Raw genomic sequence first — 26,623 nt, 5'->3', positions numbered from 1 at the left:
TACCAGGTGTGATCGGCCTTTATGACGGACCCGGTGTACTGGCCGAATTCCCTGGAAGGAGAACTCAGTGTGTCCAGCCGAAGCCTAAAGTCTAATCGCCGCCGCCACAACCCATTGGCTCAGGGATGGCGCTGGCTCAAGCTGACGCCGATTCTGCTGCTGATCCTGTTGAGCTTGCTACTGGGAGGCTGTGTCCAGGCTGACCTGGGCATTGAGTTCTACGGGACGGCGGGCGGCAGGATCGTTGAACATGTGCGTTTGAGCGAACGTCTGATTAACCTCAATGGCAGTAGCGCCCGCCAGCTTTTAGATGATCTGCAAAGCCAGGTGCGTTCGGCCGGAGGTCGCAGTCAGCGCCTGAGTGAGCGTGAGCTGGAATTGACCCTGCCTTTTCGCAATGGTCCTGATCTGAAGGCCAAGTTGGAGCCTCTGTTGGACCGCGCGCTGGCCGGTCTGCTCAGCTCGTCTGGAACCCGCGCTGTTGGCTCGATTGGATCAGTGCCTCGGTCCCATGTGGAGTTGCGCTCGGCTAACTTAATCCTGGCAACGCTTAACCATCTCGACTTTGACTTAGATTTGCGGCAGCTCGGGGTGGCCACGTCAGATGGTGCATTGCTGCTAACGCCAGGAACGTTAGTGGATTTAGAGTTCAAATTGAGCACTCCTTCAGGGGCGCAGAGTGCCCAGTCGGACCAAACTGACTCAGATGGACGTCAGCTTGTTTGGACTCTGACGCCGGGAAGTATGAATCACTTAGAAGCTGACTTCTGGCTTCCCAGCCCGTTGGGGATAGGTGCAGTTGTGATTGCAGGTTTGATGGGTGCCGGATATGCGCTCAAGCGTCGATTAACATCCAATACAGTAGCCGCTTGAGAGAGATCAGCCACTTCAATCACTTCAGTTTTTCTGGCGCTTCAGTTTTTTTGAAGAAAAGCCGAGAAGGGATAGAAGGCTGAACGAGCCTGACTCAACTCAACTGATCAACAGCCCAAGCAATGCCCGTGTGAGGATCCTGGAAGTATGGCGGCTAAGCGTGCAAATCGCAGAAAAAAGCGCGTGCTGGTCAATTGTTGTCACTGTGGCAGCCGTCTATGGCGCTGTCAAAGTGATCGACATCACCTATTTGTAGCCGGTGTTGAACAAATGCAGCAAAAGCTAGGTTTATCGCGCAAAAATGCCTTGCTTTACGCAGCTCAAAACTCGGCTTGGGTGGATCGCAGCCGTTGGATGGAACAATTCTTTTGCCCAGAGCATGGCCACGTCTGGTTGCTGGTCAGTCGGGATGAGAACGGCACTACCACCGCCACCTACCCGCCCCGTGATGTCTGGGCTCAGACCACCGGAACCTTTGACCCGGATCACCCCAATCCAACTGTGGGGGAGTACACCCGCCGGATGAGCCAGGGCACCCACCTAGCCCTAATGCACCGTTATGGCAGCTAATTTGTGCTCAGAATGGAGGTAGCCTCATCTCGTGCGCAAAACGCCACATCATTTCTGTGCAGACTCTAGAAAAAAATACACAGCAAGATACGGCTTTGACCATTGCCGGTCGTAGCTTTACCTCTCGCTTAATGACTGGGACCGGCAAATACCGCAATTTCGACGAGATGCGGGGAGCGCTAACGGCCAGCGGTAGCCAAATCGTGACTGTGGCAGTGCGTCGGGTGCAAACCAGCGCCCCCGGTCACGAGGGCTTAGCGGAAGCACTGGATTGGAGCCACTATTGGCTGTTGCCCAATACCGCAGGCTGCAAAACCGCCGAAGAAGCCGTGCGGGTGGCTCGTTTGGGTCGAGAACTGGCCAAGGTTCTGGGCCAGGAAGACAATAACTTCGTCAAGTTGGAGGTCATCCCGGATGCAAAGTATCTGCTGCCCGACCCGATTGGCACCCTAGAAGCAGCAGAGCAGTTGGTCAAGGAAGGCTTTGCAGTACTGCCCTATATCAACGCAGACCCGCTGCTGGCCAGACGTTTAGAAGAGGCTGGCTGTGTCACGGTCATGCCGTTGGGTTCCCCCATTGGTTCTGGGCAAGGGCTCAACAATGCCGCCAACATTCGTATCATCATCGAGCAAGCAACGGTGCCGGTGGTTGTGGATGCCGGTATTGGGGTGCCTAGTGAAGCTGCGCAGGCGATGGAACTGGGTGCGGATGCGCTGCTGATCAACACTGCCATTGCCCAAGCTCAGGATCCGGCAGCGATGGGTCGAGCCATGGGTCTGGCTTGCGAAGCGGGACGCTTGGCCTATTTGGCAGGGCGGATTCCCGTGAAAACTTACGCCAGTGCCAGTTCGCCCCTATCGGGTACGGTGACGCCGTAGCTCTACCTGGCCATTGCGGGCTCAACCGAACGGTACTCAATTGAACTAGACCGAGGATCCCTTTCCCCAGATTGAGGGATTTTTGGCTGTACGTAGCCATACTATGCGGTGAGTCGCTAATCTATACAGCGGTCTAAGAGGCTCCTACAAGAGCGCTGTTATCTATGCACAGCCTGACCGGCACGACACTGCAAAATGGCAAATACCAGATCGAGCAGGTGCTCGGCTTGGGAGGGTTTGGCATTACTTACCGGGCGCTGCACACCTATCTAGGTCAGACGGTAGTAATCAAAACGCTCAATGCTGTCTTAAGCAGCCATGCGCAAGTCGCCGGGTTTCAGCGCAAATTTCTCGAAGAAGCTCGCCGTCTGGCGAGGTGTTTCCATCCCAACATCGTCCGGGTCAGTGACTTCTTCGAGGAGAATGGCCAGTCCTTCATGGTGATGGACTACATTCCGGGTCCAACGCTTGAAGCGGTCGTGCAAGAGAAAGGCCCTTTGTCGGAGGCCGATGCAATTCACTACGTCCGGCAGATTGGCTCTGCCTTGAGCGCAATTCATGCGCAGGGAATGCTACACCGGGATGTAAAGCCGCAAAATATTCTGCTGCATCAGGTGACTCAGGATGTTGTCCTGATCGACTTTGGCATCGCCCGCGAATTTACGCCTGGAGTGACTCAGACTCAAACCAGTGCTCTATCTGAGGGTTATGCGCCTCCTGAGCAATATGTACCACAGGCTCGCCGGACCCCGGCCCTGGATATTTACGGCTTGGCAGCGACGCTGTATTTTTTGGTGACAGCGAAAGTCCCGCCGCCTGCCACGCTGCGCACGCAGATACCCTTGTCTGCCCCCAGCGACTTGCAACCCCAGTTGAGCCCTCAGCTGAACCATGCGGTTCTGCGAGGGATGCAATTGGCGGCTGAGACCAGACCGCAGCAGGTCAAAGACTGGTTGGCACTTTTGAGCCCATTGGCTGGAGTCACTTCTTCTGTGACGGTGCCGGTAGCCTTGGCCCAACCTCGTCCGCCGTCCGTGCCTGTCAGCTCTCAAACACCTACTCCAGCAGCTCAACTCGCTTCCCAGTCGACAATTTCCCAGGTGTCGCCTCAGAAGACTCGGGTCATCGCTCAACTCAATACTGTTCCTAGCCAGCAGACTCGGCAACAGAGTGGGCGAGCTGTCTGGATTGGGCTGGGGGTGCTGAGTGCTGTAGTGCTGGGGTCGGGCTTAGCCGTTCTATCAAGCCGTTCGCCTGAGCCTGAGCCGGTGGCTGAAGCCCCAGTGGTAACACAACCTTCGGTCTCTGCGCCTGTGGCTGAGCCGGAACCTGAGCCATCTGCTCCGGTAGAAGCTCCAGCGGCAGAGTTGCCCCCAGCTGAACCAGCCCAGCCGGAACCGCCAGAACCGTCGCCCTCGCCAGAGGCTACCGCTTCTAGCCCACCGCCAGAACCTAGCCCAACCGCTGAACCGGCTGAACCAATCAAGACAACGAGCAATGCAACGGGCAGCATTGCTCCCTTTCCTACCGGGACTGCCCGCGACCAAGTCCGCCAAGCTCTGGGCCGTCCTAGCCAGACTTTTAGGCGAGGCAGTTGGCCCAATACGACAGCTGACTTGTTTGAGGTGATTCCCAATCAGTTAACTCTGGCATATCTCTACGACCGCAATACGCTACAGGTCAGGCAGAGTGAAGCTTCCTTTGGCAACGGCGTAAACATGGAACAGATGCAGTCGGCTCTGACCCAAATGCTGGGCTCGACCCCTTCGTCTAGTGTCCTCAATGCTTTAGAGGCTGTGAAGGCTCGCCAGCGCAAGTCCTACCGTTTCAGGGCTGGCGGCAAACTAGAAGGAGTGATTCAGCGTAATCCTCAAGGCCGCCTTTACATTGCTGTTTGGGAAGCAGACCTGCACTGAGTTGCGGCTTTCCTAGGGTGACTTAGGCGCGGAGGGGTGGCCTTCTCACTCCTCCTGAGCAAGGAGAGCGTAGATCTCGCGTTTGGCTCGCTCTAGAATTGCGCGGGCTTCGCCAATCCGCTCTGGATTGCCGCCGCGAGCCGTTTGCATCACCGCTGCGGATAGTTCCATTGCCGTATTGCGCAGGTCGATCAGGTCGCGGGATTTATCTGCTTTTTGCTGGTCGAAACTTGGGTCTCTTCGCCCACCAGTCTGCTGATTCCGTTCAGCCAGTAATTGCCGACCGCTCTCGGTCACGGTATAAACGCGCTTGCCACCAACCTGCTCACTGGTGAGATAACCGCCTTCTTCAAGCATTTGCAGGGTTGGGTAAACGGAGCCTGGACTGGGCTTATAGAAGCCGCCATGTTGCGTTTCTAAGGCTTTGATCAGCTCATAGCCGTGCCGGGGCTGCTCGATCAGTAAGTCGAGCAGGCTGAATTTGATATCACCCCGGCGGGCACGCGGCTCCTCGCCCCAACCACCAAAACGCTTGGCGTGACGCCCATGACGTCCGTGACCATGACCACCGCCTTCATGCCAAAACGGTCCCCCCTGCCCAAAACCTTCCCAGGCCACTGCTAGAAAGCGGGGATGAAAATGTCCAAACATAGCTAGTTCTTTATGACCTACTTCAGCTTCTTCTAATAAACGATATATCGCGATATATCGTCAAGACTGGAATCCGAGCTGAGGTTAGGGGACAAGTTGTCAGGAAGTAGCTAGAACTGTCTCTGGAGCCGGTCCTTGGAGATGGTTAAAGACGGCTCTTAGAGCCGCCCTCTTGGCTTTGCTCAGTCGCTAGCTCACTGAGGGGGAGAGGCTGCCAGCCGTAGTGACGCAAATCAATGCGGCCATTGGGGTTGAATTGAATGCCTTCTTCCTCCAACAACAGCCGTTGTATATCGTCGGAGCCGTGCCGTAGGGCTGAGTAGGAAATTTCGCCACGGCTATTCACTACTCGCTGCCAGGGGACATCTGCCCCCGGCGCTACCCGGAATAGGGCGTAACCGACTTGCCGAGCATGACCTGGTAGTCCGGCGAGGGTGGCAATCTGACCGTAGGTGGCGACTTTGCCCAATGGAATCAGCCGAACCACGGCATAAATCTGCTCGTAGGCGCTCACCGTCTGCCACCCTCGTAACGGACTTACAACGGCTCTACTCTAGGCTTCGCTGGGCCTAGCCGCCATCTGGACTTGCGAAATTGAGGCGACTGTAGCCCAAAAACTGCCCTAAGCCGTTCTCGCCCACTGGAAAAGCGGTGACGCCAAATAGATAGGTGCCGCCATAGCGGGGATTGCGAGCTTGAAGGGCAACGGTTACTGTACTGCCGGGGCGTACGGGCGGATCGAATACTAGTGTCACCTCGTTAGCTGTGGGTCGAGGGCCGCCAACACTGGCGAGCGAGAGCATGGGGCTACCCCGGAAGCTGCTGCCTACAAAGGCGCGGCTGGCTTCTGGCTCAAACGCGATGTTTTCCACATTTTGGCGCTGGGTGATTGTGACTGCCTGCATCGATTCCCCTGCGTTTTCAGGCAGAGTAATCGTGAAGTGATAGATCGTGCCCGGTAGCGACGCCTGGACCGAACTAGCCCCAGCCCGAACCACTTGCGGTGGTTCGTTAAAGGCAACCTGACCATTGCTGAGGCGAACGGCCCCTACGGGTAAGGCCAACAGCGAAGCGGGTAACAGAACACTCAGTAGTAATTCCAGCCTTATATTTATAGACATTGTTTTGTCTCTAAACAGCTTAGAAATGACAACGAAATGGCAGTGCATTAAACGGCATGTTCGGAACATTCACAGATGTTGCTAAGCCTTACTTCAGAGTTGGCTCTTAAAAACTGGCTCCAGAAGTTGGCTCCAGAAATTGGCCTTGAAGAAATGCCTTTGAATGAATTGGCATGCAGAAATTGGCCCTTAGAGCTTAGTCCTTAAGAAGGGACAGTCCCGAGGGGGTCAGGATAAGGGGCAATCATCCTGACCCTGTTTGAGCGCACTTTAAGCAATCACTGGCCAGTTAGCGCCCAGCCTCAACAGCATGGATCAAGATTCGATTGGTTCTAGAGGCGGGAAGTGCAACATTAGCCCGCGATCGAATACTCTGGGCAACTCCTGGTGTGAACGATTGCGCAGCGACAACGGTTCCGGTTGTCATACCGGTTCTCGAAGCTGTAATTCGTGTCTGAGCACCCGCTTGTTGAATGGGACGGAAACCATCGCGAGCCAGTGCGGCAGGGGCATTGGCAAATAAGACTAGCGCTAAGCTAATGGGCACAAACGTTATTCTGGACATGGTTTTAAACTCCAGATCTAAATAGAGAAGTGCAAACTTCGGCTCAAACTCTGAGCAAAACACAGAAAAACTAAGCCCCAAGATGGGCGTAACCTCACTGTTCTAGAACGGTTTTAAACGCAAACAATCGAGCAAGACTGTCTGCGACCAGGCTCGAACAAAGCTGATCTTCTATGCCAGACGGAGCACAGAAGATCAAATATTGACCTTCCTAAATCCATGCTCCCAGTTTGGATTTGTTGTATAAGATACCGTACTAAACTTGCTGCTTGTGTCTTTGCAACTCTTTTTTACATGGCCTGTGGTTTGATATTGAGTTTTTTAAGGATTTGCCTTAAGTATTCGCAAAATATTCGCACTGTTCTGCACAGTGATGGCCCAAAAACGCGGTTGCAGAATTGTAGTGCCTAGCCCTATGAAATCTCTCAACCTGAGCTATTTCAGGAGGGATGCGAAAGCGTTAAATTGAACTGTTCTGCACAATCAATGATTCAATCAACTAGTTAAGATTAATGTCGGTCAAGCGTGTGTGGGGTGAAGTCGAGAAGTGGCAGGTGGACTGACGGGCAGAACACGGGCAGGCAGGACACTGACAGGCAGAATGCAGGGGCGGCCCCGGAGCCTAACCTTAGCCACTAAGCTAGTCGCCGGTGGGGTCGGAATTCTGTCTTTGATGTTGCTGAGTGGCCTGCTCAGTCAACGCTTGCTGCTAAGTGAATTGCAACAGCAACAGCAGTTCTACCGCAATAGCGAAGCGCTAGATGAAGCGCTGGACGAAGTGTTGCGGGGCATGCTGAATCAAGAGACCGGCTATCGAGGTTATGTAATTGCCCAAGATGCGGCCTTTCTAGAACCCTTTGAGGAGGGGCGTCAGCAATATCTAGAGGGACTGACGTTGAGCCGCCGGGTTGCTTCTGAGACTGATGGCAAGACAGCTGAACTGCTCAACGCGATTAACGCAGTCGAGCACGCCGGAAACGACTGGTACAACAGTTCGGCTCGGCCTATGGTTGAGCTGGTCCGCTCCGGCAACCAACGAGCTGCCCTGCAACAATTTGCCTCCGTCCAAGGCAAAGCTCGCTTCGACCGTTTTCGGCTGGTTCATACCCAGGCGCTGAACCTGAGTAATCAGAATTTGCGTCGTTTAGAGCAAACAGCCCAATTGCGTCAGCAACGATTACAACTCCTTACTGAGTTGTGTTGGGGAGGAGGATTTCTTCTAGCCGGTGGTTTAGGCGTATTGCTGGTTAGTAGTGTGCGTCGTCCATTGCAGGAGCTAGAGCGCAGCGCTCAGGCCGTTGCAGATGGCGACCTTTCAGTGCGCGCCCAAGTTTACCGGGATGATGAACTGGGCCAGTTTACGCAGCAGTTCAACGCCATGCTTAGCCAGATAGAAGCACAGCGCTTGCAACTGGCTGAGCGAGATGTTCAGGCAATTGTGCAGGCAGTCGGCGAAGTTTTAATTGCTGAACAAGATCTAGAACCACTATTGCGTCAAGCGCTAGCAACCCTGTGTGAGCAAACTCGTCGTCGGGCTGGTGCCATTTACTTGTGGTCAGGAACGGCTCAGCAGTTGCAATTGCGCTCAACTTACGGTTTGAACCCAGACAGCCTACAGAAGACCTACAATGCTGGCGAAGGTTTGGCAGGCATGGCTCTAGGGCAAGCTTGTTTTCTAGAAGGCGACGAAGCGTCGGCTCTGGTCTACCCGACCTTAGATGGCTCAGCGATTCTGCGTTACCAAGCGGCCTGGCCGTTGCGCATCAGTGATCGGCTAGTCGGTATGCTCCTGGTCGCGGGCTTAGTTCCTCTCAGTGCTCGGGATCGGAATGCTCTGGCCTCAATTGCTGATCAGTTGGCGATTGCAATCGAAAACGCTTTAAGCTTTGGGACCATTCGGCAGCAGCAGCAGGAACTCCAGGCCCGTGAGCAAGAACTCGCGGCCCAGAACGAAGAACTAGAGGCTCAGCGCTCGGAGCTAGAGTTTGTCAATGCAGAAATGGAAGCTCAGCAGCAGCGCTTAGAGCGGCTGAACTATGAACTGCTGGAGTCAGACCGCCACAAGGATGAGTTTTTGGCCAATATGAGCCATGAACTGCGGACCCCCCTTAACGCCATTATTGGCTTCTCACAGCTGCTACTGCGCCGTGAAGATGTGCGCAGCCTGCACCAAGTAAGCGATCAGCTAGAGCGCATTCTGCGCAATGGCCGTCAACAGCTCAGCCTGGTCAACGACATCTTAGATCTTGCTCGCATCCGAGCCGGTCAGATAGAGCTTCAAGCTGAGCCAATCAATCTGCGAGAGTTGGTCGAGCAGACAGTGAGTGGTCTGAGCGGGCTTGCCAGTGATCGCGGCCTAAGCTTGCTGATCGATTCTCCTGAGCCCTTAGGTGAGCTGATCGCTGATCCTGAGCGTCTACGCCAGATTCTCACCAACCTACTGTCCAATGCAATTAAGTACACCGATCAGGGGCAGATTACGTTACGGCTGAGACGGCATCCAGCAGGCTCGGTCTTAGCAGGCTCGGTCCAAGACGGCTCGACTGCACCAGTTGCCGTACAGGACAGTGACCAACTTGAGATTGCTGTGATCGACACTGGGGTTGGCATCCCCCTCGATCAGCAACCCCTGGTGTTTGAAGCCTTCCGACGAGTCAATCAACATCCGGGCCAACGCGGTGGTGGTACTGGCCTCGGTTTGGCGATCACCAGCCGTCTGGTACAGCAGATGGGTGGCAACATCCGGTTAGAAAGCACGCCTGGTCAGGGTTCCACCTTTACGGTGACTTTGCCCTGCCGTCCCCCTGCTCCTAGTCTCGTCTCTGGCCCTGCCTCTGGTTCTGCCCCTGGTCCTGATCGCTTTAGCGAGGCGGTCTCTGCTCCACTAAGCTTAGTCAATGCTTTGGCGTTGGCTGACGGTGGGCCTGTACGCTCTTCTAACGCTGATGGAACGCGCACGGTTCTGCTCATTGAGCCGAATCCTCAGGTCCGGGCTGCGGTGGCCGAACGGTTAGCCGGACAAGCCTATCGGCTACTAACCGCTGCTGACGGCTTAGAAGGTGTTGAAATTGCTCGACGCCAGCGGCCCGATGTAATTGTGTTGGAGGTGGCTCTCCCTGAGGGGCAGTTCTGGCAGGTGCTGTTTGAGCTGAAGTGTCATCCAGCCACTGTAGAGATCCCGCTAGTATTGCAAGGGCTGTCTGGTGAGCGTGGCTTATTGATTCCACTAGGCCTATCGTCCTATCTCACCAAACCAGTGGGCAGCGAGAGCCTGCTTCAGATGCTGCAAAACCAAGGGCTACCGCCGCAGGAGGGCAGCGACATTCTGGTTGTGGATGACGAGCCCGATATTCGCCAATGGTTGCTGGACCTGCTGCTGGCGGAGGGTTACCAAGTGCGCACCGCTGAGAATGGTGAAGTTGCCCTGCGCGAACTGGAGCGGTCTCTGCCTCGCCTGGTGATTCTGGATCTGATGATGCCGGGGCTCGATGGCTTTCAAGTGTTGCAGCAATTGCGCTCGATGCCCGGTGGCAGTCGCGATCTAGTGCGCGTGATTATCCTCAGCTCTTTAGAGCCAAATATTGCCGCACGCCGTCGTCTTGAGCAGGAAACTGAGCTGATTCTGCAAAAAGGTGACCTTAGCCCAGATTCCCTGCTAGAACGCCTAGAGCAAATTTTGGCGCGGTCTTAGTCTGAGAGGCAAAAAGGCAAACGGCCAGCCAACCCAAAAAGCCAACCTAAAGATCCGGCCAAAAGAGTCAATTGCAGTTGGGCATCAGGTCAATCAAGCAGGACCAGGGAAGCTAGGATGGTAAACGGTGGTCATGCAAGCGAACCAGATGCCTCCCTTGTTTAGCGCCCTTCGGGCTGACTTCAAAGCAATTTTTGAGCGCGATCCAGCTGCTCGCAACTGGCTAGAGGTACTGTTCTGTTATCCAGGCTTGCAGGCGCTGGCGCTTCACCGAATGGCCCATTGGCTCTTCAGTGGAAATGTTCCCTTTTTGCCCCGCCTGATCTCTCATGTGGCCCGCTTTCTAACGGGCATTGAGATTCACCCCGGTGCTCAAATCGGCCAGGGTGTAGTGATTGACCACGGCATGGGTGTGGTGATCGGCGAGACGGCGATTATTGGCAATTACGCCCTGATCTATCAAGGCGTTACCTTGGGCGGTACTGGTAAAGAAACTGGCAAGCGCCATCCCACCCTCGGTGAGAATGTGGTGGTCGGGGCAGGTGCCAAGGTGCTGGGCAACATTCAAGTCGGCAACAATGTGCGCATTGGCGCTGGCTCCGTGGTGCTGCGCAGTGTTCCTTCCGATTGCACGGTGGTGGGTGTGCCGGGCCGGGTTGTTTACCGGGCCGGTGAGCGAGTCGGTCCCCTAGAGCACGGCACGATTCCCGACCCTGAAGCAGACGTAATTCGGGTGTTGGTAGACCGGCTTGAGCAGTTGGAGGCGCAGATGCGTAAACTGCAAGGTTCTGCAGAGGACCCAGAAGAGGTTTCTGCTGAGTCTGAGCTTGTGACTGTTGGCAGCCCAGCCCGTTGTCGCCTTGAAGAAAAGGTGATTGAGGAGTTCTTAGGCGGCGCAGGTATTTAGATATTTAAAGCCTCCAGCGCTTGCCCAAGTTTCTTGAGCAAGCGCTGAGCTTCAAGACTGTTTCTTGATAGCTCAAGGTTTACAAACTGAAGCTTTAAAAAACCGCGCCACTGGCAGTCTCGTGTTTGAGATCACAAGACTGCGGTGATTACCGTTGGTCCCAGTTGCCTTTGCACCCCTCAGGATGGAGAGCATTGGTTATACGGGGGCAATGCCGACTATGGCAACTATTCAAGGGCTAGTTTTAGACGCTTTACGCACTGAGCAATTGGAGCCCTGGGCGCAACAAGAAATCAACTTATTGCTCCAGGAAAGCCCAATTACCGCTGCTGATCTGCTCGCGCTGAATACTCTACTGATCGCCTTGTCCTGCGGCCAGATTAATGCAGAGAGTGGCTGTCCAATTCTAAAAGCTTGGACCGCTGCTTCAACTCAATCGACCACTTTGAAAAGTGCCACATTAGCGTATAGTGCTTGCAGCACCTTGGCGTAGAGTGTGTCCACTCACAGGTAGAGCTGCCCCCCTCTATCCCTGAGTCAACTCCGGCAGCCAACTGTTTAACCTTCTAGACCTTAACCTTATGATTGCTCTTCCACCAGCTAACGACTCCATAGTGCCTAACGTTTCTGATGAACCCCCCCGTCCTCTCAGCCGTATTGAGCAGTCACTGTTACGGCGTGGAATTTTGACTCAGGAACAGATCTACCGCGCCCGCGAAATCCAGCAGGCATGGTTAGGCCCTCTGCCGATGGTACTGTGGCAGTTGGGCTGGATTGATACGCCCATTCTGGAATCATTGCTCGATCTTAATGAAGCGCTGGCTACTGAAAACTGAGCCCGACGACTATAACTTTGCCGATTTGCTGCGAGATGGACGCACGGTATGGGATGGCGTCGGCAATAATCTGGCTCTTAAATATATGCGCCTAGTGGCTCCGGGTGATCTCGCCTTCATCTACCACACTGGCAAGCAAAAAGCGATTACTGGTATCGCCCGTATTGAAACAGAAGCCTATCCAGACCCAAAGCTGGCAGACCCTCGCTTTGTAGTCTTTGACATTACTCCTATTGAAGCCTTAGCTAAGCCAGTGACGCTGGCGACCTTTAAGCAATTGCCTGAGTTTGCTGAATTTCCTTTAGTCAAGTTGTCTCGGCTCTCAGCAATGCCTGTTCAGGAAGACGAGTGGCAACGCATTTTAGAGTTAGCCAGTTGAAGGAGCTTGGCAAGGCCAAGCCAGTCCCTATATCTCGTAAATATATACGCATGCTGTTGCCCCTAATGAAGATTGCTTGTCTGCATTAGGGGATGACTTTATAGTTGTAAATTATTTCTAATAACTTTCTTCGCCAGCCACCTGGTCACTCTCAAGTTCGACAGATTGCGCGAGGGAAGCATCGCGAATAGCCTGCCACTGGCAGAACAGATCAGAGCCGTTGAGGTCACTGACTCTATAGCTTTGAATAGCAGATTCTAGCTCTTGAGGTGTTTTGGGAATGGGAACCGTACAGATTAATTCGGCCATCATCCTTCTCCCTATCGCTGAAATGCGTACTTTTGTGAGCTTATGAAGCGATTGTACGAGGCCCATGACGCAAACTGTAGCTAAAGTTACAATTTGTGAGCCTGATTGATACCTCTGCTTTCACTCGGGTGCGAAGCTCTAGCCTAAGCCGCTACCAAAATAGCCTAAACCGCAGCACCTCCTCTAGAGAAGTAATGCGATTTAGGCTGATGAAGCTGCTACTACCTGTCCCGTTGAGAATTAACCGAAATTAGTAGGTCGGTACATTGGGGTCAACTTCCTGGCTCCAGGCGGTGATGCCGCCTTTAACATTGATGCCTTCAAGGCCAGCTTGCTTGAGAATGCCTAGGGCCTTGGCAGAGCGACCTCCCATTTTGCAGTGGGCGATTAGCTTGTGACCGTTCACCAGCTCACGAACCTGGTCAACACCATTGCCATTCTCGATGTCAGGCAGGGGAACCAGCACCGCGCCAGGGATGCGAGCGATTTCGTACTCGTTGGGATTGCGGACATCGATCAACACGTAGTCATCGGCACCGCTATCGAGCAGCGTTTTGAGTTCTTGCACAGTCATTTCTGACAGAGTGGCTTGACTCGCTGCTTCAGCAGCCTTAGCTTGCGGAATGCCGCAGAACTGCTCGTAGTCGATGAGCTTTTCAATCACGGGTCGAACTGGGTTAGGACGCAGCTTGAGTTCGCGGAATTTCATTTCCAAAGCGTTGTAGAGCAGCAGCCGCCCACTCAGCGTATTGCCCTTGCCCAACAAGATCTTGACGGTTTCGGTGGCTTGAATCACGCCGATAATGCCGGGCAGAATGCCCAAGACCCCGCCTTCGGCGCAGGAGGGCACCAATCCAGGTGGCGGTGGCTCGGGATAGAGGTCGCGGTAGTTGGGTCCCTCTTGATAGTTGAAGACGGTTGCTTGTCCCTCAAAGCGGTAGATAGAACCGTAGACATTGGGCTTACCGAGCAGGACGCAGGCGTCGTTGACTAGATAGCGGGTTGGAAAGTTATCGGTGCCATCGACCACGATGTCGTAAGGCTCCATAATGCGCAGGGCGTTCTCTGAGGTGAAACGTTCCTCATAGAGATCAACCTGGCAGTAAGGATTGATGTCTAGAATGCGGTTTTTCGCTGACTGAATTTTTGGTTTGCCTACGGCAGCCGTGCCATGAATAATCTGGCGTTGCAGGTTGGAGGCGTCAACCACGTCAAAATCTACCAGGCCAATGCGACCGACACCGGCGGCAGCTAGATAAAGCAACAGGGGCGAACCCAATCCGCCGGAGCCAATGCAGAGAACACTACCAGCCTTTAGGCGCTTTTGGCCTTCGACGCCGACTTCCGGCAGAATCAAGTGACGCGAGTAACGCTCGTAGTCGTCACGAGTCAGTTCAATCGAATCGAGGTCAGGATTTAGAGTCATAGAGCAGTTGCTTCTAAAGAAGAAATTTAGGCGGCCAAGCTAGAGGGGCTGAGTCTGCAAGATTGCTTCAGGCACGAAGGTCTGTTGATCGCTGAGAGTCCAACTATAGATCTCACGAGCTTGTCCGGTTTGAACTGAAACAATGACATAGGAGCATCGCGGCCAAGCGTACTCCCGGTCAAACTCTGAGGGCACAGCTGGGTGGTCCGGGTGGGAGTGATAGACTCCAACGATCTCCAGACCGTTGGTACGAGCATGCCGTTGAGCCATCAGGATCTCACTGGCATCAATTAGGAACCGTTCAGTTGGGGACGCGCCATCGTCCAGAGGATTGTCGGCACTATTCTCCCAAGCATTGCGGGTAGGCCAAAGTGAAACCAATTCTCGATGTTCGCCCTTAAACACTCCTCTGCCCAACATCAGCCCGCAACACTCATTGGGGTAAGTCTGCTGAGCATGGACACAAATCTGGTTGAGCTGTTGGGCTGACAGAACGAGGACCATAGAGCAGTCCGCCGACACCAAAGAATCACGCGGGTGAGAATTGATACGAACTTGATCGCCCTTGTTGAAAATTCAACCGAGGCAACAATCAACTGTGCGTGTGAAGGTAACACGCCTATCAAGACCAGTCAAATAAAGCCGACTAAAAAAGTCGGCTTTAAGAAACTTAAACTTAGAAGCTCACTTCTTCGCGGAACCCCTGAGTGCTGACGTCTTCTACGGGCAAGTGCCCAGGGGTTTAAACAGGTTCTCTATCTAATAGATGTAAATGCCGCCCGTGGTGTCGATGTTGAAGGTGCGGTCGCTGGCTAAATCACTAATTGAGATCACCCGAACCGTAACTAGATTGTTCTGGACCGAGATGTTGTATCTCAAGCCTTGCTCGGGCAGCTCGTCAGCCGGGTTGATGTTCATGAAAGCGGGTAGGGGCAGGCGTGGCACATTGACACTGGCCCCCGGTGGTAGAACTCGAATGTCTCGCGACTCAGTCAGGCCATACTCCAAAGGCGCAGCTGTTTGGTTGACTAGTCGGACCTGCACGGGCTGACGGGGATTAACTCGGGCTAGGGGTTGCCAAAAGCCGGGCTGGTAGGTTTGTGCTGGGAAATCTTGGGCGGGGGCCGGACTTGTCAAACCAATCAGCCCAGTTCCCGCTAGCACCAAAGCTAAGAGACAGCCTTGTCGAGTCATTGCGTCAAACCCAATCGCTCATCTGAATGTATTGACTCTGCTGGATTGCTGAGGTTCCTGCTCTAACCGTGGGTCCTAGCTGCGTCGATGCACCATCGTGGGACTAGGCTGAGCAGTGGGCATGACCAACACCTCGCTGATATTGACATGAGCCGGACGGGTGGCACAGAAGAAAACCACATCGGCAATGTCGCCCGCTGTGAGAGGCGTGGTGTTTTGATAAACCGTAGCAGCTCGCTCAGCATCGCCGTGGAAACGGACCTGACTAAACTCAGTTTCTACCATGCCAGGATCAACCGAGCTAACGCGTATAGGCGTGCCGAATAGGTCTTGTTTGAGCCCCTCGGAGATGGCCCGAACCGCAGCTTTGGTGCCGCAATAAACGTTGCCTTTGGGATAGGTTTGATGCCCCGCAACTGAGCCAATATTGATCACATGCCCGTGACCTCGTTCAACCATGCCTGGCACCAGAAAACGAGTCATGTAAAGCAGACCCTTGATATTGGTATCGATCATTTCCTCCCAGTCTTGAATGTTGCCTTCCTGCAAGTTGTCTAAACCGCGACTTAGACCGGCATTGTTAACTAAAATATCAACACTGGACCATTCTGGTGGTAGGTCTTGTAGAACGGTTTCAACTTGCGCTCGATCACTAACATCTAGGCTTAATAAATGAATTGGAACGCCGAATTCCTTATCGATTTCTGCCGCCAGTTGTTGTAATCGCTCTTGTCTCCGGGCCGCTAAAATTAGCTTGGCACCTGCTTGGGCAAAAGCTTGAGCGCAGGCTGCACCAATGCCACTGCTAGCCCCTGTAATCAGAACGATTTGGTTTTTGACAGAAACCACCTAGCTACCTCTCAGCTCGATTGCTCAGTGTTGATTGTACCTGTTGCCTCCCGGGGCAGCTTACAATCAACCAATGAAACATCAGGTAACGATCAGGCGTTGGCAGAAATGAATACCTCTATTGCCGATCTGCGTAAGGATTATACTCTGCTAGGGCTCAGTGAAAGCGATGTAGCAGCGAATCCTTTTCAGCAGTTTCAGAAGTGGTTTGACCAGGCGATTGAGGCTCAATTGCTAGAACCGAATGCCATGACTTTAGCAACAGCGACGCCGGAGGGTAGGCCCTCAGCGCGGGTTGTACTACTTAAAGGTTTTGACGAGCGGGGCTTCATCTTTTACACTAACTACAACAGCCACAAAGGTCAGGAGCTGGCTCAAAATCCTTGGGCTGCCTTGGTGTTTCTATGGACAGATCTAGAACGACAAGTTCGCGTTGAAGGTCGAGTTGAGAAGGTGTCAGACGAAGAATCTGATCACTATTTTCACAGTCGGCCTCCTGGCAGCCGTTTGGGAGCTTGGACTTCGGATCAAAGCCAGGTGATTAGCGGTCGTGACGTTCTAGAGCAGCGTTTAGAGGGGCTTAAGCAACAGTACCAAGACCAAGAAATTCCTCGTCCATCGCATTGGGGTGGCTACCGAGTTATTCCCGACCTAATTGAATTTTGGCAGGGCCGTCCTAGTCGTTTGCATGACCGCTTACAGTACCGGCTATGCAATGATGGCAATTGGCAAATCGAGCGGCTATCACCCTAACGAAAAGCTCTGTTGGCTACCCAGTAGATCCTGCTGCAGAACTGCGATTTCTGGAAGATCACCATGCAAGCTAACTGGTGGACTTGATGCCACATTAGCGTTCTAATTGGCGTTCCAAAACACGATCCGATGGTTCTGATTTGGACTTCAATGCCAGCACGAAATTAACAGCAATAATCACGGCACCGAAGCTTAGCAGCGCTGCCATGGTGCCAATTCGATCAGCTAGAAAACCAATGACAATACTAGGCAAACCAAAGCCTAAATAAGCGCACAAAAAATAGCCAGATACAGCCCGAGCGCGCTGAGACTCACCCAAGCGAACGACCTCGGCTAACCCTCCCAGGTAAGTGAAGCCATAACAGGCAGACCCTGCCACAGCAGCGCCTAACAGCACTAGTCCTAACCAGCCCAGCCCAGCCCCAGCGATCAACAGACCGTAGCCCAGCGGCACCAGGACAAAACCAACGCGCTGTGCCTGTTGCGCTGAGAGACGGCGAGCGAGAGGTTGCACCACAACCCCAGTGCCATTGACCAGAAACAGGGCCGGTCCAGCCCAAGCCAGTAGATGATACTGGTTCAGCTGAGTCGGTACGACCGCGATGACTAGCCCGGTCACAGCCCAAGCTGCACCAATGGCAATCCCCGGTTTCACCGTACCCCTGGGAAAGGCAGGCAGCCGCAGTAGGGCACCGCCGACTGGCTGGCGAGCAGGCAAGCGCAGCAGCAGCACCGTGCAGAGCAGCGTCAGCAGTAGAACTAGCCAGTAACTCGGGGGTACCAAGGTCTGGCTGGCCACTAACGCTGCGCTGGTTAAGAGTGCGCCACTGCCAAAGCCCAGTGAGGTCACCACTGCCACATAACCTGCTGCCTGGCTTGAACGGTCAGTCATAAGTTCTGCTAGGTAAGCGGTGCCAGCGCCTACGCTCAAGCCCACGCCTACACCCTGCAAAACTCGCGCTAGCAAGAGGGTGTGAATATTGGGGCTCAGGATCATCAAGGCCGTTGCCAGCATCGCCGCTACCAGACCGGCCAGCACCACAGGTTTACGCCCCAGACGGTCAGAAATACCGCCCAACAGGATTAGCACCGGCAACAAGCCGACCACATAGGCGGCAAACACAACTGCTGTCAAGCCATTGCCAAAGCCTGCAGCTTCAGCATAAGTGTGGTAGAGAGGCACTTCTAAATTGACCGCAGCCGTAACCAGAAACAGTGAGGCCGCAATGACGAGTTCAGCGGTGAGTTCAGGTCGGCGCATGACGTTTGTTCGAGTTCCTTCCAACCCACCACCTGGGCAGGGCGTTGAAAGCCACTCTCCTCTATAGAAGAATTAATCCACAATAACAGAACAAAGGTGGGGCTCTAGCGACCGACAATAACTACAGACGTGAACGATGAGGTAGCTCTCTGGACCTGGGTCAGAATATTCGCGCTTGGCGTAGTCGTCTGGGCCTCACCTTGGAAGCTCTGGCTGAACAAACGGGTGTCAGCCGCGCCATGCTCTCAGACATTGAACGAGGACTAAAGAATCCAACGATTAAGGTGGTTTCCCAAATTGCCGAGGGGCTGGGCTGCACGGTGTCTCAACTGATCGGCGAGCAGACGACAGACCCAGTGGTGCTGGTTCGCAAGGCAGAACGCCAGCGCCTAGTCGATCCTGAGACAGAGGTAGAGCGGTCTCTGCTAGCTCCAAGTCTGGTTCGACGGGGCCTTGAGTTAGTCTGGTATCAAGTTCCACCCGGTCGCAGTACAGGCGTGTTTCCTGCCCATCGCCCCGGTGTGGTCGAACATATCACCGTGCTTCAGGGACAGTTGCATTGCTCGCTGGCTGGGCGAACGGAAGTTTTAGAAGTAGGGGACTCTATTTTCTTTCCAGCGAATATTGCCCACAGTTTCCACAATCCCGGCTCTGAGCCTTGCCATTACTTGCTGCTGATCGACTCCAGTCAGGCAAGCTCGGGATAGAGTCACCTCTCGCTGGTAACTACTTCGGCTGCTTCTGGGCCTCAGTCGAGAAGTATGACTGGCAAGCTGTATCACAGGCTGGGTATAGCGGTTGATAAGTGGTCGAGCGTTTGCCGAACAGCGTGTAACGATTGTCGCGGACCTGCTCATACACCCGATCACCGGCCCACTTCAAGCCAGGCAAGGCTCGATAGGCCGCGACAAATACAGCGCCCAGAGGCAGCAGTTGTCCAATTTCTTCAGCGGCATCACTGCCCTGCCAGCGTTGCGTGGGATCTTCCGCGTTCAGCAGAATGATGCCGAGCTCGCAATCTTGGGATGTGATGCCAAAGCGCTGAAGGTTGTCCTGGTCTTGCATGGGGATGTACTGAAAGCGCTCACCCCGGTCAAGGGATTCCAGGAGTTGCACCAGCGTCACACAGAGATTGCAATTACCGTCGTAGATGACGTTGTAAGTCATAAAAACCAGAGCAGAGCTGTTCTCTAGTTTATTGGGAAACCCATTTTATTGGGAAATCTTGAAAACTAGCGAGCTATCCTCGGGCCCAAATACTTGGCTCAAACATGTGGCCAAAGTAATTAGCCCAAAGCACTTGGCCCAGAGGACTTGACCCAGAGCAATAGTAAGAAACAAGAAGGGTCAGCTGACAGATATCTTCTGCAAGCTACTAGCTGATATTCGTATCTACAAAATTTATATCCACAAAATCTGTACTCTCAACATTGGTATCACTCTTGGCGTCCTCAACATTGACACTTAGGCTTCGCTGTAGCAGTTGATTTAGCTCCTGTGACAGCTTGAGCAGAAGTTCTTGATTGCTGTAGAGAAAAAAGTGATCGCCGGGAAGCATCTGTAGGGAGAAAGAAGCGTAGGTTTGCTTGCTCCAATCCAGAAGGAGATCATGGGTTTCCTCCACGTCCTCTAGTCCACCAAAGGCGGAAATAGAGCAATCTAGAGGCGGCTGGCTTTGGTAGTGATAGGTGCCACAAAGCGAGAAATCAGCTCGTAAGACCGGTAGGAAGAGTTGCATCAACTCAGAGTTCTCTAGCACTGCCTTGGGGGTTCCATTCAAGTAGCGCAGTTCCTCCAGAAATTCGGGCTCAGGCAGAGTATGCAACAAAGGATTGCGGTCAGGGATTTGAGGGGCGCGACGACCTGAGACGAACAGATGAACTGGGCCTGGCTGTTGCTGAGCACGGAGCTGACGAGCTACTTCGAAGCTTAGCAATGCGCCCAAACTGTGGCCAAAAAAAGCAAATGGGATATCTGAATAGGGCTGAAGGGCAGGAGTTAATGCTTGAACCAGGGGCGGGATTTGGGTAAATAGTGCTTCTTTAAAGCGGCTTTCTCGACCCGGTAGTTGAATCCCGCAAACTTCGATTTCGGGGGGCAAGCTATTGGGCCAGGTCCGAAAAACCGAGGCGCTACTGCCGACATGCGGAAAGCAGAACAGGCGCAGTCGGGCCTCTGGATTAGGCTTAAAGCACTTGATCCAGGCATCAGTAAGGGGTGTTGTCATCCGGTTACTCGTTCGGCTGTAACCAGTTGGCCATCTTCCATATGAACAATCCGGTCAGCAACATCTAGGATCCGATTGTCGTGAGTCACCATGAGTACAGCACACCCCTGTTCTTTGACTAATTGCTGCATGATTTGTACCACGTCTCGGCCTGATTTGCTGTCTAACGCCGCCGTAGGTTCATCGGCTAAAACCAGTCTGGGATGACCGACTAGAGCCCGCGCAATCGCAACCCGCTGTTTTTGTCCACCCGATAGATTTTCCGGATAGTAATCCATGCGGTTGGCTAAGCCCACTGCCTCTAGGGCTGCTTCTGATTTACGACGTGCTTCTATGCTGGGAACATTGGCGTGCAGCTTGATCGACATCTGTACATTCTGTCGAGCCGTCAAAGAGCGCAACAGATTGTGAGCTTGAAAAATATAACCAATATGACGGCGGATGTTCATGAGTTGAACCTCATTAGCGCCCCGAAGCTCTTGGTCAAACACTTTGAGGCTACCTTCGGTAAGGGTGCGTAATCCGCCGATCAACGTCAACAGGGTCGTTTTTCCAGAGCCAGAGGGCCCGGATAAGATTACAATCTCCCCAGCGTGAATCTCCAGGTTGATATTAGATAAGGTTCGCTTGCGTAAAGCGCCCTGACCAAAGTAATGATTGAGATATCGGATGGCAACAACGGGCTCGTCGTACGTCATGCTGCCTCAATTGAACGAGAATAAGCCTAAAAAATATCAGCTGGATCAGCTTTGCGTAGCCTGCGCACAGCGACTAGACCAGAGATAGCGCACATCAGAATCGTCAGAACCAGAACTAGTGCGGCTCGATCTGGCACCATACCAACTGGTAGAAAAGTAGCCCCTTTGATTACATCATAAAGACCTAGAGAGAGGGCAAAGCCAGGGACAAACCCTAAAACTGCGAGTATGATTGCTTCTTGAAAAACAACTAGCTCTAAGTACAGATTCTTGTACCCCATCGCTTTTAAGGTGGCGTATTCTGCCAGGTGGTCAGAAACATCAGTGTAGAGAATTTGATAGACAATTACCGTGCCAACAATGAACCCCATTGCTGCCCCTAGCGTAAAAATAAAGCCGATAGCAGTACTGGTCTTCCAGTAAGTTTTTTCAAAATCGATAAAGCCTTGATGCGTAAAAATTTTAATATCCTTAGGAAGCTCGGCCTCCATCTGCTGGAGGGTACTCTCAACATCCACTCCTGGTTTTAGTTGAATCAAGCCAATATCAATTTCGCCCTGTTTGCGATCAGGAAATAACCGGAGAAAGTTTGAATCACTTGTGATGATATTGCCATCGGCTCCAAAAGAAGGCCCAAGTCTAAATAAGCCGACCACATTGACTCTTTTGCCGCCTAGCTCGGTGACTACAGGTTGTCCCTGCTCGAAGGCTGTGGTAACTGCTCCATATTCAGCCCGAGAATCTCGATCAAACAGGATGTTTTCCTTGAGCTTCAGCTTGTCCGAGCTCTGCTCGACTTCTAATGATTGGAAGCCTAAGTTGGCTAGCTCAAATCCATAAACATAGATGGCTCTAAAATTGCCGTTGTCGGGGTTACGCCAATCCCTAAATCCAACATAAACAGAGCTAATGGATTCAACACCCTCAAAGCCCAAAGTCTGGTACAAACGACGCCAGGAAAAAGGCTTCATATAAGCTAGAGACTTAGAACGAACGCTGATTAAAACTAAGTCCCCTCGTAGATTCTCGTGGAGTCGGGTGGCGCTATTGTAGAGTGCGGCTTGAAACCCAAACTGTAGAAACATGAGAATGACAGCAAAGGCAATGCCTGCCAGAGCAATCAGGAGCCGAGTTTTCTCTCGGCTGAGTTGCAGCCACGCTAAAGGAATGTCAAACATCGTCGTCCTCAGCAATTCAGGCAGAAGATATGCCCGTTAGGAACCAATCACAACGTTGACCTGTAGGTTGGTTAAAGTTGAAACTTTCTGGCTATCCGCAGCATTGAGACGGATTTTGACCTCAATCACTCTGCTGTCGACATTCGCGGTTGGGTCAGTGCTGAGTACGTCTTGTGAGTTAACCTGTAGGCCAATTTGGGTGATGGTGCCCTGTAACTGATCTGCGAAAGCAGTGCCCGTGATGGTCGCGACTTGACCGATTCTGAGCTTGCTGATATCCGACTCGTATACCTCGGCCACCACGTTCATTTGCTTGGTCTGCCCTAAAGCCAGGATGCCTTGATCGCTAATGGCCTCTCCCGGATGAGTGTAGATTTTAAGAATCCGTCCGTTGATTGGAGCGCGGACCAAGGCTAAATCCAGCTCGGCTTGCGCTTTGGTAACGTTAGCGATCGTCCGATCAATATCCGCTTGGGCTGCTTGTACATCGGTGGGCCGGACCTCTGCTAGTTGGGTCAGGGTTGCTTGAGCTGCCTTGATTTGCTGCTGAACAGTCAGGTTGATCCGACCGCGCTGGGCTCTAGCTTCACTGAGCTGCTTTTGAGCCGTTTGCATCGTGAGTTGCTTGCTATCTAGCTGGGAGGCGGTGACAGCTCCTGCTTGAAACAAAGTGCGATAACGCTGATACTCAACTCGACCGTTGCTCAGTTCTGCCTCCAAACGAGCAATTGTTTGATCTTGGGCGCTGAGCTGGCCTATCAGGTCAGCCTCTAAACTGGCAATAGTGGCTTTTTGTGCTTCAAGTTCACCCAGTTTTGCTCCAGCTCTGACCTGCGCTAGATTAGCTTGAGCAACTTTGACTTGTTCTTGGGCAAGTTTTAACGCAGCTTTGAGATTTTCGTGATTGTCTAGAACCGCGACCACTTGTCCCGCTTTAACTTGCTCGCCTTCCTTGACCAACAGCTTGTCGACTCGGCTAGCTCCTAAGGCACTAAGAACATTAGGCGCAGATAAATGGAGCACTTCTCCTTCTGGTTTTAAGTAGCCTAAAGCAGAGACAGCTTTGCCTGATGAGGCAGCAACTGCAAGCTTAGCGGAGTCAACTGAGCCGCGTTGGGAACGCAAGACATACAGTAGAGAAACTCCACCAAGGGCTAAGGCGGCGATAACCGCAGCGGTGATAGCCCACCGTCCTGAGGACTTTAAGAGTGGCTTATCGTCCGAGACAAAATCAGGTTTCATAGTTTGCTGACGGAGTCCTTAAAGCCTGTGAAACTCCACTGTTAGCAGCAGTGCCTTGATGGAGAGCCATAACCCTGAGCAGGTTTTCTCCTCACTCATCAGTTCGACATCGTGTCACCAAACTACAGAAATTTCAATGGCTGTTGCCTTCCGGCTCGTCTACCCTCGCTACAGCTTTTAATCAGAAATGTCTTGCACAGCGTCTTGTACAGCCTGATTTTAGCTCACTTCTTTCTGCCTCCTCCGCCCGAAACTAAAAACTAAGAGTAAAAAGCCCGAACCACCTTACAGGTTATTAAACACGATTGCAATGAACATTTTTTGGAAGCGACTAACAATTCTTTCGATCTTTAATGATTGCTTTCGTTTTGGCTGAGTCAATGGCTTGTTTTAAGAACTAGTTTTTTAGAACTTCACAAAACCTTGACATGCACTAAACAGACTGAAAAAGCTAGGGCAGGACTTCAATACCAACGTGCTCATTAAAGATATAGTTCAGGAAAACGCTATGCCTTCATAGAATCTTCATCAAAGCTGATGAAGTGAGAACGAAACTTTAACGTAGCATTTAGTTGTTGCGGCAGAAACCCGGATAAAACGAATCTTAGGATTTAAAAAATCCTTCCGAAATTGAGAACAGTAGCATCGAGTTTGTTGATGATTTACTGCTCTTTATCGGTTTCCCCGGATTAAGAGATGCACAACTCCTGCCTCTAGAGAAGAGATTTACCGTTTATGGGCTCAGCTTTATGAACTCGGCTTGATTAAGGCTTCAGATTAGTCTTCTGGGTCGTTTATCTGAGGAAGATGTATCTATAATCACGTTGGCAAGAATTATGTTGGCAAGACTATGCCTTTAGGCAGATGCTGATTGAGAGGAATGGACGGGCAGCCATTTTCTTCTATATAAAGGGTTCTTTTCTGACCCATAAGTTCAGATAGTTTTAAGGCTCCAACAATGGATGATCTTTGAATTGAGTGGTGTTAAGCGTTAAGCTAAACCGTCATCAATTTGCGGGAATTACTTCAGCTAAGATACGTTGACCAGGAGCGTAAAATGGCTAATTGTCCCACTGATGCGATCGGGATCAGGCCCAAAGTTTCAACCTTAGTCGAGTTGCTGGCCGATAAAGCGCAGGCTCAGCCTAATCAGCTGGCCTATATCTTTTTGCAGGACGGCGAAACAGAAGCAGGTCGCTTGACCTATCAAGAATTGGACCGTCAGGCTCGGGTAATTGCTGCCAAGCTTCAAAGCTTGAGGCTTAGCGGTTCCCGTGCCTTATTGCTTTATCCCTCTGGGCTAGAGTTTATTGCTGCCTTCTTGGGCTGTTTGTACGCGGGTGTTGTTGCTGTCCCTGCCTACCCACCGCGACGCAACCAGAGTTTGTCGCGGCTGCAAGCGATCATGGCGGATGCAAGGGCGGCGGTAGCGCTAACGACAACCCCACTGTTGGGTGACATTGAAGAACGCTTTGCTGAAGATCCAGAACTCTCTCCGCTGAGTTGGTTGGCAACGGATAATCTTGATCCTGGCTTAGCAGGAACCTGGCAGCAACCAGACATCCAGGCAGATACATTGGCTTTTCTCCAGTACACCTCCGGCTCTACAGGAACGCCGAAGGGAGTCATGGTTAGCCACGGCAATCTGCTGCACAACTCAGCCCTAATCCACCAAAGCTTTGCCGATACCCCCGAAAGCCAAGGCGTGAGCTGGTTACCGCCCTATCATGATATGGGCTTAATCGGAGGCGTCCTGCAACCTCTATACGTTGGGGCTCCAATGGTTTTAATGCCAGCAGTGGCATTTATGCAGAAGCCAATCCGTTGGCTACAAGCAATTTCTCGCTACAAAGCAACGACGAGTGGGGGACCGAATTTTGCCTATGACCTTTGTCTACGCAAGATTACGCCTGAGCAGTTAGCAACTCTTGACCTCAGTAGCTGGGAAGTGGCTTTTACCGGGGCTGAGCCCGTTCGTGCTGAAACCCTAACTCAGTTTGCTGAAACTTTTGCCGCTTGTGGTTTCCGACGCGAGGCTTTTCACCCTTGCTACGGTATGGCTGAAACCACACTGATTGTCTCTGGCGGCGTGAGAACCGCGCCAACCGTCTTCCAGCAAGTTGACAGTGCTGCGCTTGAGCAGAACCGGGTCGTTACCACAGCGCGTGAGGGTGAGGGAACCCGGACCATTGTTGGTTGTGGCCAGAACTTACTAGACCAGCAAATCCTAATCGTTGATCCTGAATCCCGTCTCCCCCGTGCTGACAATCAGGTAGGAGAGATTTGGGTATCCGGAGCGAGCGTGGCTCAAGGGTACTGGCAGAAACCAGAGCTAACGCAGCAGACCTTCCAAGCTTATTTAGCCAATACGGTTGAGGGTGAAACGGGCCAAATAGGACCGTTCTTGCGCACTGGAGATTTAGGCTTTCTGCAGGACGGTGAGCTATTCATCACGGGTCGCATCAAAGATTTGATGATCATTCGGGGTCAAAATCATTATCCTCAGGACATTGAACTAACCGTCGAGAAAAGTCATCCTGCACTACGCGTGAGTTCTGGGGCCGCGTTTACCGTGGAGGCTAAGGGTGAAGAACGGCTAGTCGTGGTCCAAGAAGTGGAACGCAGCTATTTGCGCAAGCTAGATGTGAACCAAGTCGTTGGCAATATCCGACAGGCTGTGGCAGCGAATCATGCCCTACAGGTTTATGCTGCTGTGCTCGTTAAGACGGGTAGTATTCCTAAGACTTCGAGCGGTAAAATTCAGCGCCATGCCTGCCGTTCTGGGTTTCTAAATGGAACTTTGAATGTGGTGGAAGACTGGAGCGAAAATCCCCAAACCAAAGTCAAGTTCCTGCATCTTCAAGCCGAGATCGAATCTGTGTTGCAGAAGCTATCGACCAGTAAATAGCTCTACTCCAAAATCAGTCTAGCCAACACCAGATGCAGCATTGGCAAGTAGAAGTGTCAAAGCTGAAATACGACTTCGATCTCCAGTGTAAAAACTTGGGTCTGACACTTCTCTGCCATTGACTGTCTCACAGCTACTTGTAGCTAGTGGAGTAGAAAAAGTTATCTTCCTCATTTTCTATAGGGATGCAA

Annotated in this window: 27 protein-coding genes; 12 read left to right on the top strand and 15 right to left on the bottom strand. The window is 52.5% G+C overall.

Going from position 1 to position 26,623, the window contains the following annotated elements:
- Nucleotides 1-21: 21 nt before the first annotated feature.
- The 4 genes from H6F94_RS21425 (at nucleotide 22) to H6F94_RS21410 (ending at nucleotide 4,237) form a co-directional block, all read left to right on the top strand.
- Nucleotides 22-873, top strand: a complete 852-nt coding sequence (locus H6F94_RS21425) for a DUF3153 domain-containing protein (RefSeq protein WP_190804279.1) — start codon at nucleotides 22-24, stop codon at nucleotides 871-873.
- Between the two features lie 147 nt (nucleotides 874-1,020).
- Nucleotides 1,021-1,443, top strand: coding sequence for a hypothetical protein (locus H6F94_RS21420; protein ID WP_190804278.1), 423 nt, complete (start codon nucleotides 1,021-1,023; stop codon nucleotides 1,441-1,443).
- A 56-nt stretch (nucleotides 1,444-1,499) separates the two neighbouring features.
- On the top strand, nucleotides 1,500-2,321 hold the full coding sequence (locus tag H6F94_RS21415; RefSeq protein WP_190804277.1) for a thiazole synthase: 822 nt from the start codon (nucleotides 1,500-1,502) through the stop codon (nucleotides 2,319-2,321).
- Nucleotides 2,322-2,485: 164 nt separating this feature from the next.
- Nucleotides 2,486-4,237 (top strand): serine/threonine protein kinase, encoded by a 1,752-nt coding sequence (locus tag H6F94_RS21410; RefSeq protein WP_190804276.1) that lies wholly within the window; start codon nucleotides 2,486-2,488, stop codon nucleotides 4,235-4,237.
- 45 nt (nucleotides 4,238-4,282) lie between these two features.
- Here the strand turns inward: H6F94_RS21410 and H6F94_RS21405 are convergent, their stop codons facing one another.
- The 4 genes from H6F94_RS21405 to H6F94_RS21390 all read right to left on the bottom strand — a co-directional run bounded on the left by H6F94_RS21405 (nucleotide 4,283) and on the right by H6F94_RS21390 (nucleotide 6,574).
- Nucleotides 4,283-4,888, bottom strand: a complete 606-nt coding sequence (locus H6F94_RS21405) for a PadR family transcriptional regulator (RefSeq protein WP_190804275.1) — start codon at nucleotides 4,886-4,888, stop codon at nucleotides 4,283-4,285.
- Between the two features lie 145 nt (nucleotides 4,889-5,033).
- The gene (locus H6F94_RS21400) at nucleotides 5,034-5,402 is read right to left on the bottom strand and encodes an MGMT family protein (protein ID WP_190804274.1); all 369 of its coding nucleotides are present in this window, start codon (nucleotides 5,400-5,402) and stop codon (nucleotides 5,034-5,036) included.
- Nucleotides 5,403-5,457: 55 nt separating this feature from the next.
- Complete coding sequence (locus tag H6F94_RS21395; RefSeq protein WP_242041312.1) at nucleotides 5,458-6,009, bottom strand: DUF2808 domain-containing protein; 552 nt, start codon at nucleotides 6,007-6,009, stop codon at nucleotides 5,458-5,460.
- Nucleotides 6,010-6,298: 289 nt separating this feature from the next.
- Nucleotides 6,299-6,574 (bottom strand): hypothetical protein, encoded by a 276-nt coding sequence (locus tag H6F94_RS21390; RefSeq protein WP_190804273.1) that lies wholly within the window; start codon nucleotides 6,572-6,574, stop codon nucleotides 6,299-6,301.
- 601 nt (nucleotides 6,575-7,175) lie between these two features.
- Between H6F94_RS21390 and H6F94_RS21385 the strand changes: the two genes are divergently transcribed.
- The 5 genes from H6F94_RS21385 to H6F94_RS21365 all read left to right on the top strand — a co-directional run bounded on the left by H6F94_RS21385 (nucleotide 7,176) and on the right by H6F94_RS21365 (nucleotide 12,387).
- Nucleotides 7,176-10,265: a response regulator gene (locus H6F94_RS21385; RefSeq protein WP_190804272.1), complete on the top strand. Its 3,090-nt coding sequence runs from the start codon at nucleotides 7,176-7,178 to the stop codon at nucleotides 10,263-10,265.
- Nucleotides 10,266-10,398: 133 nt separating this feature from the next.
- Nucleotides 10,399-11,172: a serine O-acetyltransferase gene (cysE, locus tag H6F94_RS21380; protein ID WP_242041311.1), complete on the top strand. Its 774-nt coding sequence runs from the start codon at nucleotides 10,399-10,401 to the stop codon at nucleotides 11,170-11,172.
- A 220-nt stretch (nucleotides 11,173-11,392) separates the two neighbouring features.
- Entirely contained in the window at nucleotides 11,393-11,665 is a 273-nt protein-coding gene (locus tag H6F94_RS21375; protein ID WP_190804271.1) for a hypothetical protein, read from the top strand.
- Nucleotides 11,666-11,786: 121 nt separating this feature from the next.
- A complete protein-coding gene (locus tag H6F94_RS21370; protein WP_199320572.1) occupies nucleotides 11,787-12,008 on the top strand; it encodes a DUF2949 domain-containing protein in 222 nt (73 codons plus the stop codon).
- Complete coding sequence (locus H6F94_RS21365) at nucleotides 11,983-12,387, top strand: EVE domain-containing protein (protein WP_190804269.1); 405 nt, start codon at nucleotides 11,983-11,985, stop codon at nucleotides 12,385-12,387. The genes H6F94_RS21370 and H6F94_RS21365 overlap by 26 nt, the downstream gene beginning before the upstream one ends.
- Before the next feature lie 117 nt (nucleotides 12,388-12,504).
- Here the strand turns inward: H6F94_RS21365 and H6F94_RS21360 are convergent, their stop codons facing one another.
- The 5 genes from H6F94_RS21360 to H6F94_RS21340 all read right to left on the bottom strand — a co-directional run bounded on the left by H6F94_RS21360 (nucleotide 12,505) and on the right by H6F94_RS21340 (nucleotide 16,165).
- The gene (locus tag H6F94_RS21360) at nucleotides 12,505-12,699 is read right to left on the bottom strand and encodes a hypothetical protein (RefSeq protein WP_199320571.1); all 195 of its coding nucleotides are present in this window, start codon (nucleotides 12,697-12,699) and stop codon (nucleotides 12,505-12,507) included.
- Nucleotides 12,700-12,946: 247 nt separating this feature from the next.
- The gene (moeB, locus tag H6F94_RS21355) at nucleotides 12,947-14,122 is read right to left on the bottom strand and encodes a molybdopterin-synthase adenylyltransferase MoeB (protein ID WP_190804268.1); all 1,176 of its coding nucleotides are present in this window, start codon (nucleotides 14,120-14,122) and stop codon (nucleotides 12,947-12,949) included.
- Between the two features lie 39 nt (nucleotides 14,123-14,161).
- Nucleotides 14,162-14,626, bottom strand: coding sequence for a M67 family metallopeptidase (locus H6F94_RS21350; protein ID WP_190804267.1), 465 nt, complete (start codon nucleotides 14,624-14,626; stop codon nucleotides 14,162-14,164).
- Between the two features lie 255 nt (nucleotides 14,627-14,881).
- Entirely contained in the window at nucleotides 14,882-15,316 is a 435-nt protein-coding gene (locus H6F94_RS21345) for a hypothetical protein (RefSeq protein ID WP_190804266.1), read from the bottom strand.
- A 75-nt stretch (nucleotides 15,317-15,391) separates the two neighbouring features.
- The gene (locus tag H6F94_RS21340) at nucleotides 15,392-16,165 is read right to left on the bottom strand and encodes an SDR family oxidoreductase (protein ID WP_190804265.1); all 774 of its coding nucleotides are present in this window, start codon (nucleotides 16,163-16,165) and stop codon (nucleotides 15,392-15,394) included.
- A gap of 108 nt (nucleotides 16,166-16,273) precedes the next feature.
- On the opposite strand from H6F94_RS21340, the gene pdxH reads away from it, so the two are divergent.
- On the top strand, nucleotides 16,274-16,918 hold the full coding sequence (gene pdxH, locus H6F94_RS21335) for a pyridoxamine 5'-phosphate oxidase (RefSeq protein ID WP_190804264.1): 645 nt from the start codon (nucleotides 16,274-16,276) through the stop codon (nucleotides 16,916-16,918).
- 94 nt (nucleotides 16,919-17,012) lie between these two features.
- Here the strand turns inward: pdxH and H6F94_RS21330 are convergent, their stop codons facing one another.
- Nucleotides 17,013-18,179: an MFS transporter gene (locus H6F94_RS21330; RefSeq protein WP_190804263.1), complete on the bottom strand. Its 1,167-nt coding sequence runs from the start codon at nucleotides 18,177-18,179 to the stop codon at nucleotides 17,013-17,015.
- Between the two features lie 149 nt (nucleotides 18,180-18,328).
- Between H6F94_RS21330 and relB the strand changes: the two genes are divergently transcribed.
- Nucleotides 18,329-18,886, top strand: a complete 558-nt coding sequence (gene relB / locus H6F94_RS21325; RefSeq protein WP_313949366.1) for a type II toxin-antitoxin system RelB family anti-toxin — start codon at nucleotides 18,329-18,331, stop codon at nucleotides 18,884-18,886.
- 19 nt (nucleotides 18,887-18,905) lie between these two features.
- Here the strand turns inward: relB and H6F94_RS21320 are convergent, their stop codons facing one another.
- The 5 genes from H6F94_RS21320 to H6F94_RS21300 form a co-directional block, all read right to left on the bottom strand.
- Nucleotides 18,906-19,346, bottom strand: a complete 441-nt coding sequence (locus H6F94_RS21320; RefSeq protein ID WP_190804261.1) for a thiol-disulfide oxidoreductase DCC family protein — start codon at nucleotides 19,344-19,346, stop codon at nucleotides 18,906-18,908.
- A gap of 208 nt (nucleotides 19,347-19,554) precedes the next feature.
- On the bottom strand, nucleotides 19,555-20,406 hold the full coding sequence (locus H6F94_RS21315) for a thioesterase II family protein (RefSeq protein WP_190804260.1): 852 nt from the start codon (nucleotides 20,404-20,406) through the stop codon (nucleotides 19,555-19,557).
- On the bottom strand, nucleotides 20,403-21,104 hold the full coding sequence (locus H6F94_RS21310; RefSeq protein ID WP_190804259.1) for a DevA family ABC transporter ATP-binding protein: 702 nt from the start codon (nucleotides 21,102-21,104) through the stop codon (nucleotides 20,403-20,405). Before H6F94_RS21310 ends, H6F94_RS21315 begins: the two co-directional genes overlap by 4 nt.
- A gap of 26 nt (nucleotides 21,105-21,130) precedes the next feature.
- Entirely contained in the window at nucleotides 21,131-22,282 is a 1,152-nt protein-coding gene (gene devC / locus H6F94_RS21305; protein ID WP_190804258.1) for an ABC transporter permease DevC, read from the bottom strand.
- 36 nt (nucleotides 22,283-22,318) lie between these two features.
- A complete protein-coding gene (locus tag H6F94_RS21300; RefSeq protein ID WP_190804257.1) occupies nucleotides 22,319-23,524 on the bottom strand; it encodes an ABC exporter membrane fusion protein in 1,206 nt (401 codons plus the stop codon).
- Between the two features lie 1,057 nt (nucleotides 23,525-24,581).
- Here H6F94_RS21300 and H6F94_RS21295 point away from each other — a divergent pair.
- On the top strand, nucleotides 24,582-26,432 hold the full coding sequence (locus tag H6F94_RS21295) for a fatty acyl-AMP ligase (protein ID WP_190804256.1): 1,851 nt from the start codon (nucleotides 24,582-24,584) through the stop codon (nucleotides 26,430-26,432).
- Nucleotides 26,433-26,623 lie beyond the last annotated feature (191 nt).

The sequence above is a fragment of the Leptolyngbya sp. FACHB-261 genome (assembly GCF_014696065.1).
Classification (GTDB): Bacteria; Cyanobacteriota; Cyanobacteriia; order FACHB-261; family FACHB-261; genus FACHB-261.
The sequence above is the reverse complement of the archived record's forward strand: the minus strand, read 5'-3'. Positions and strand labels throughout refer to the sequence as shown.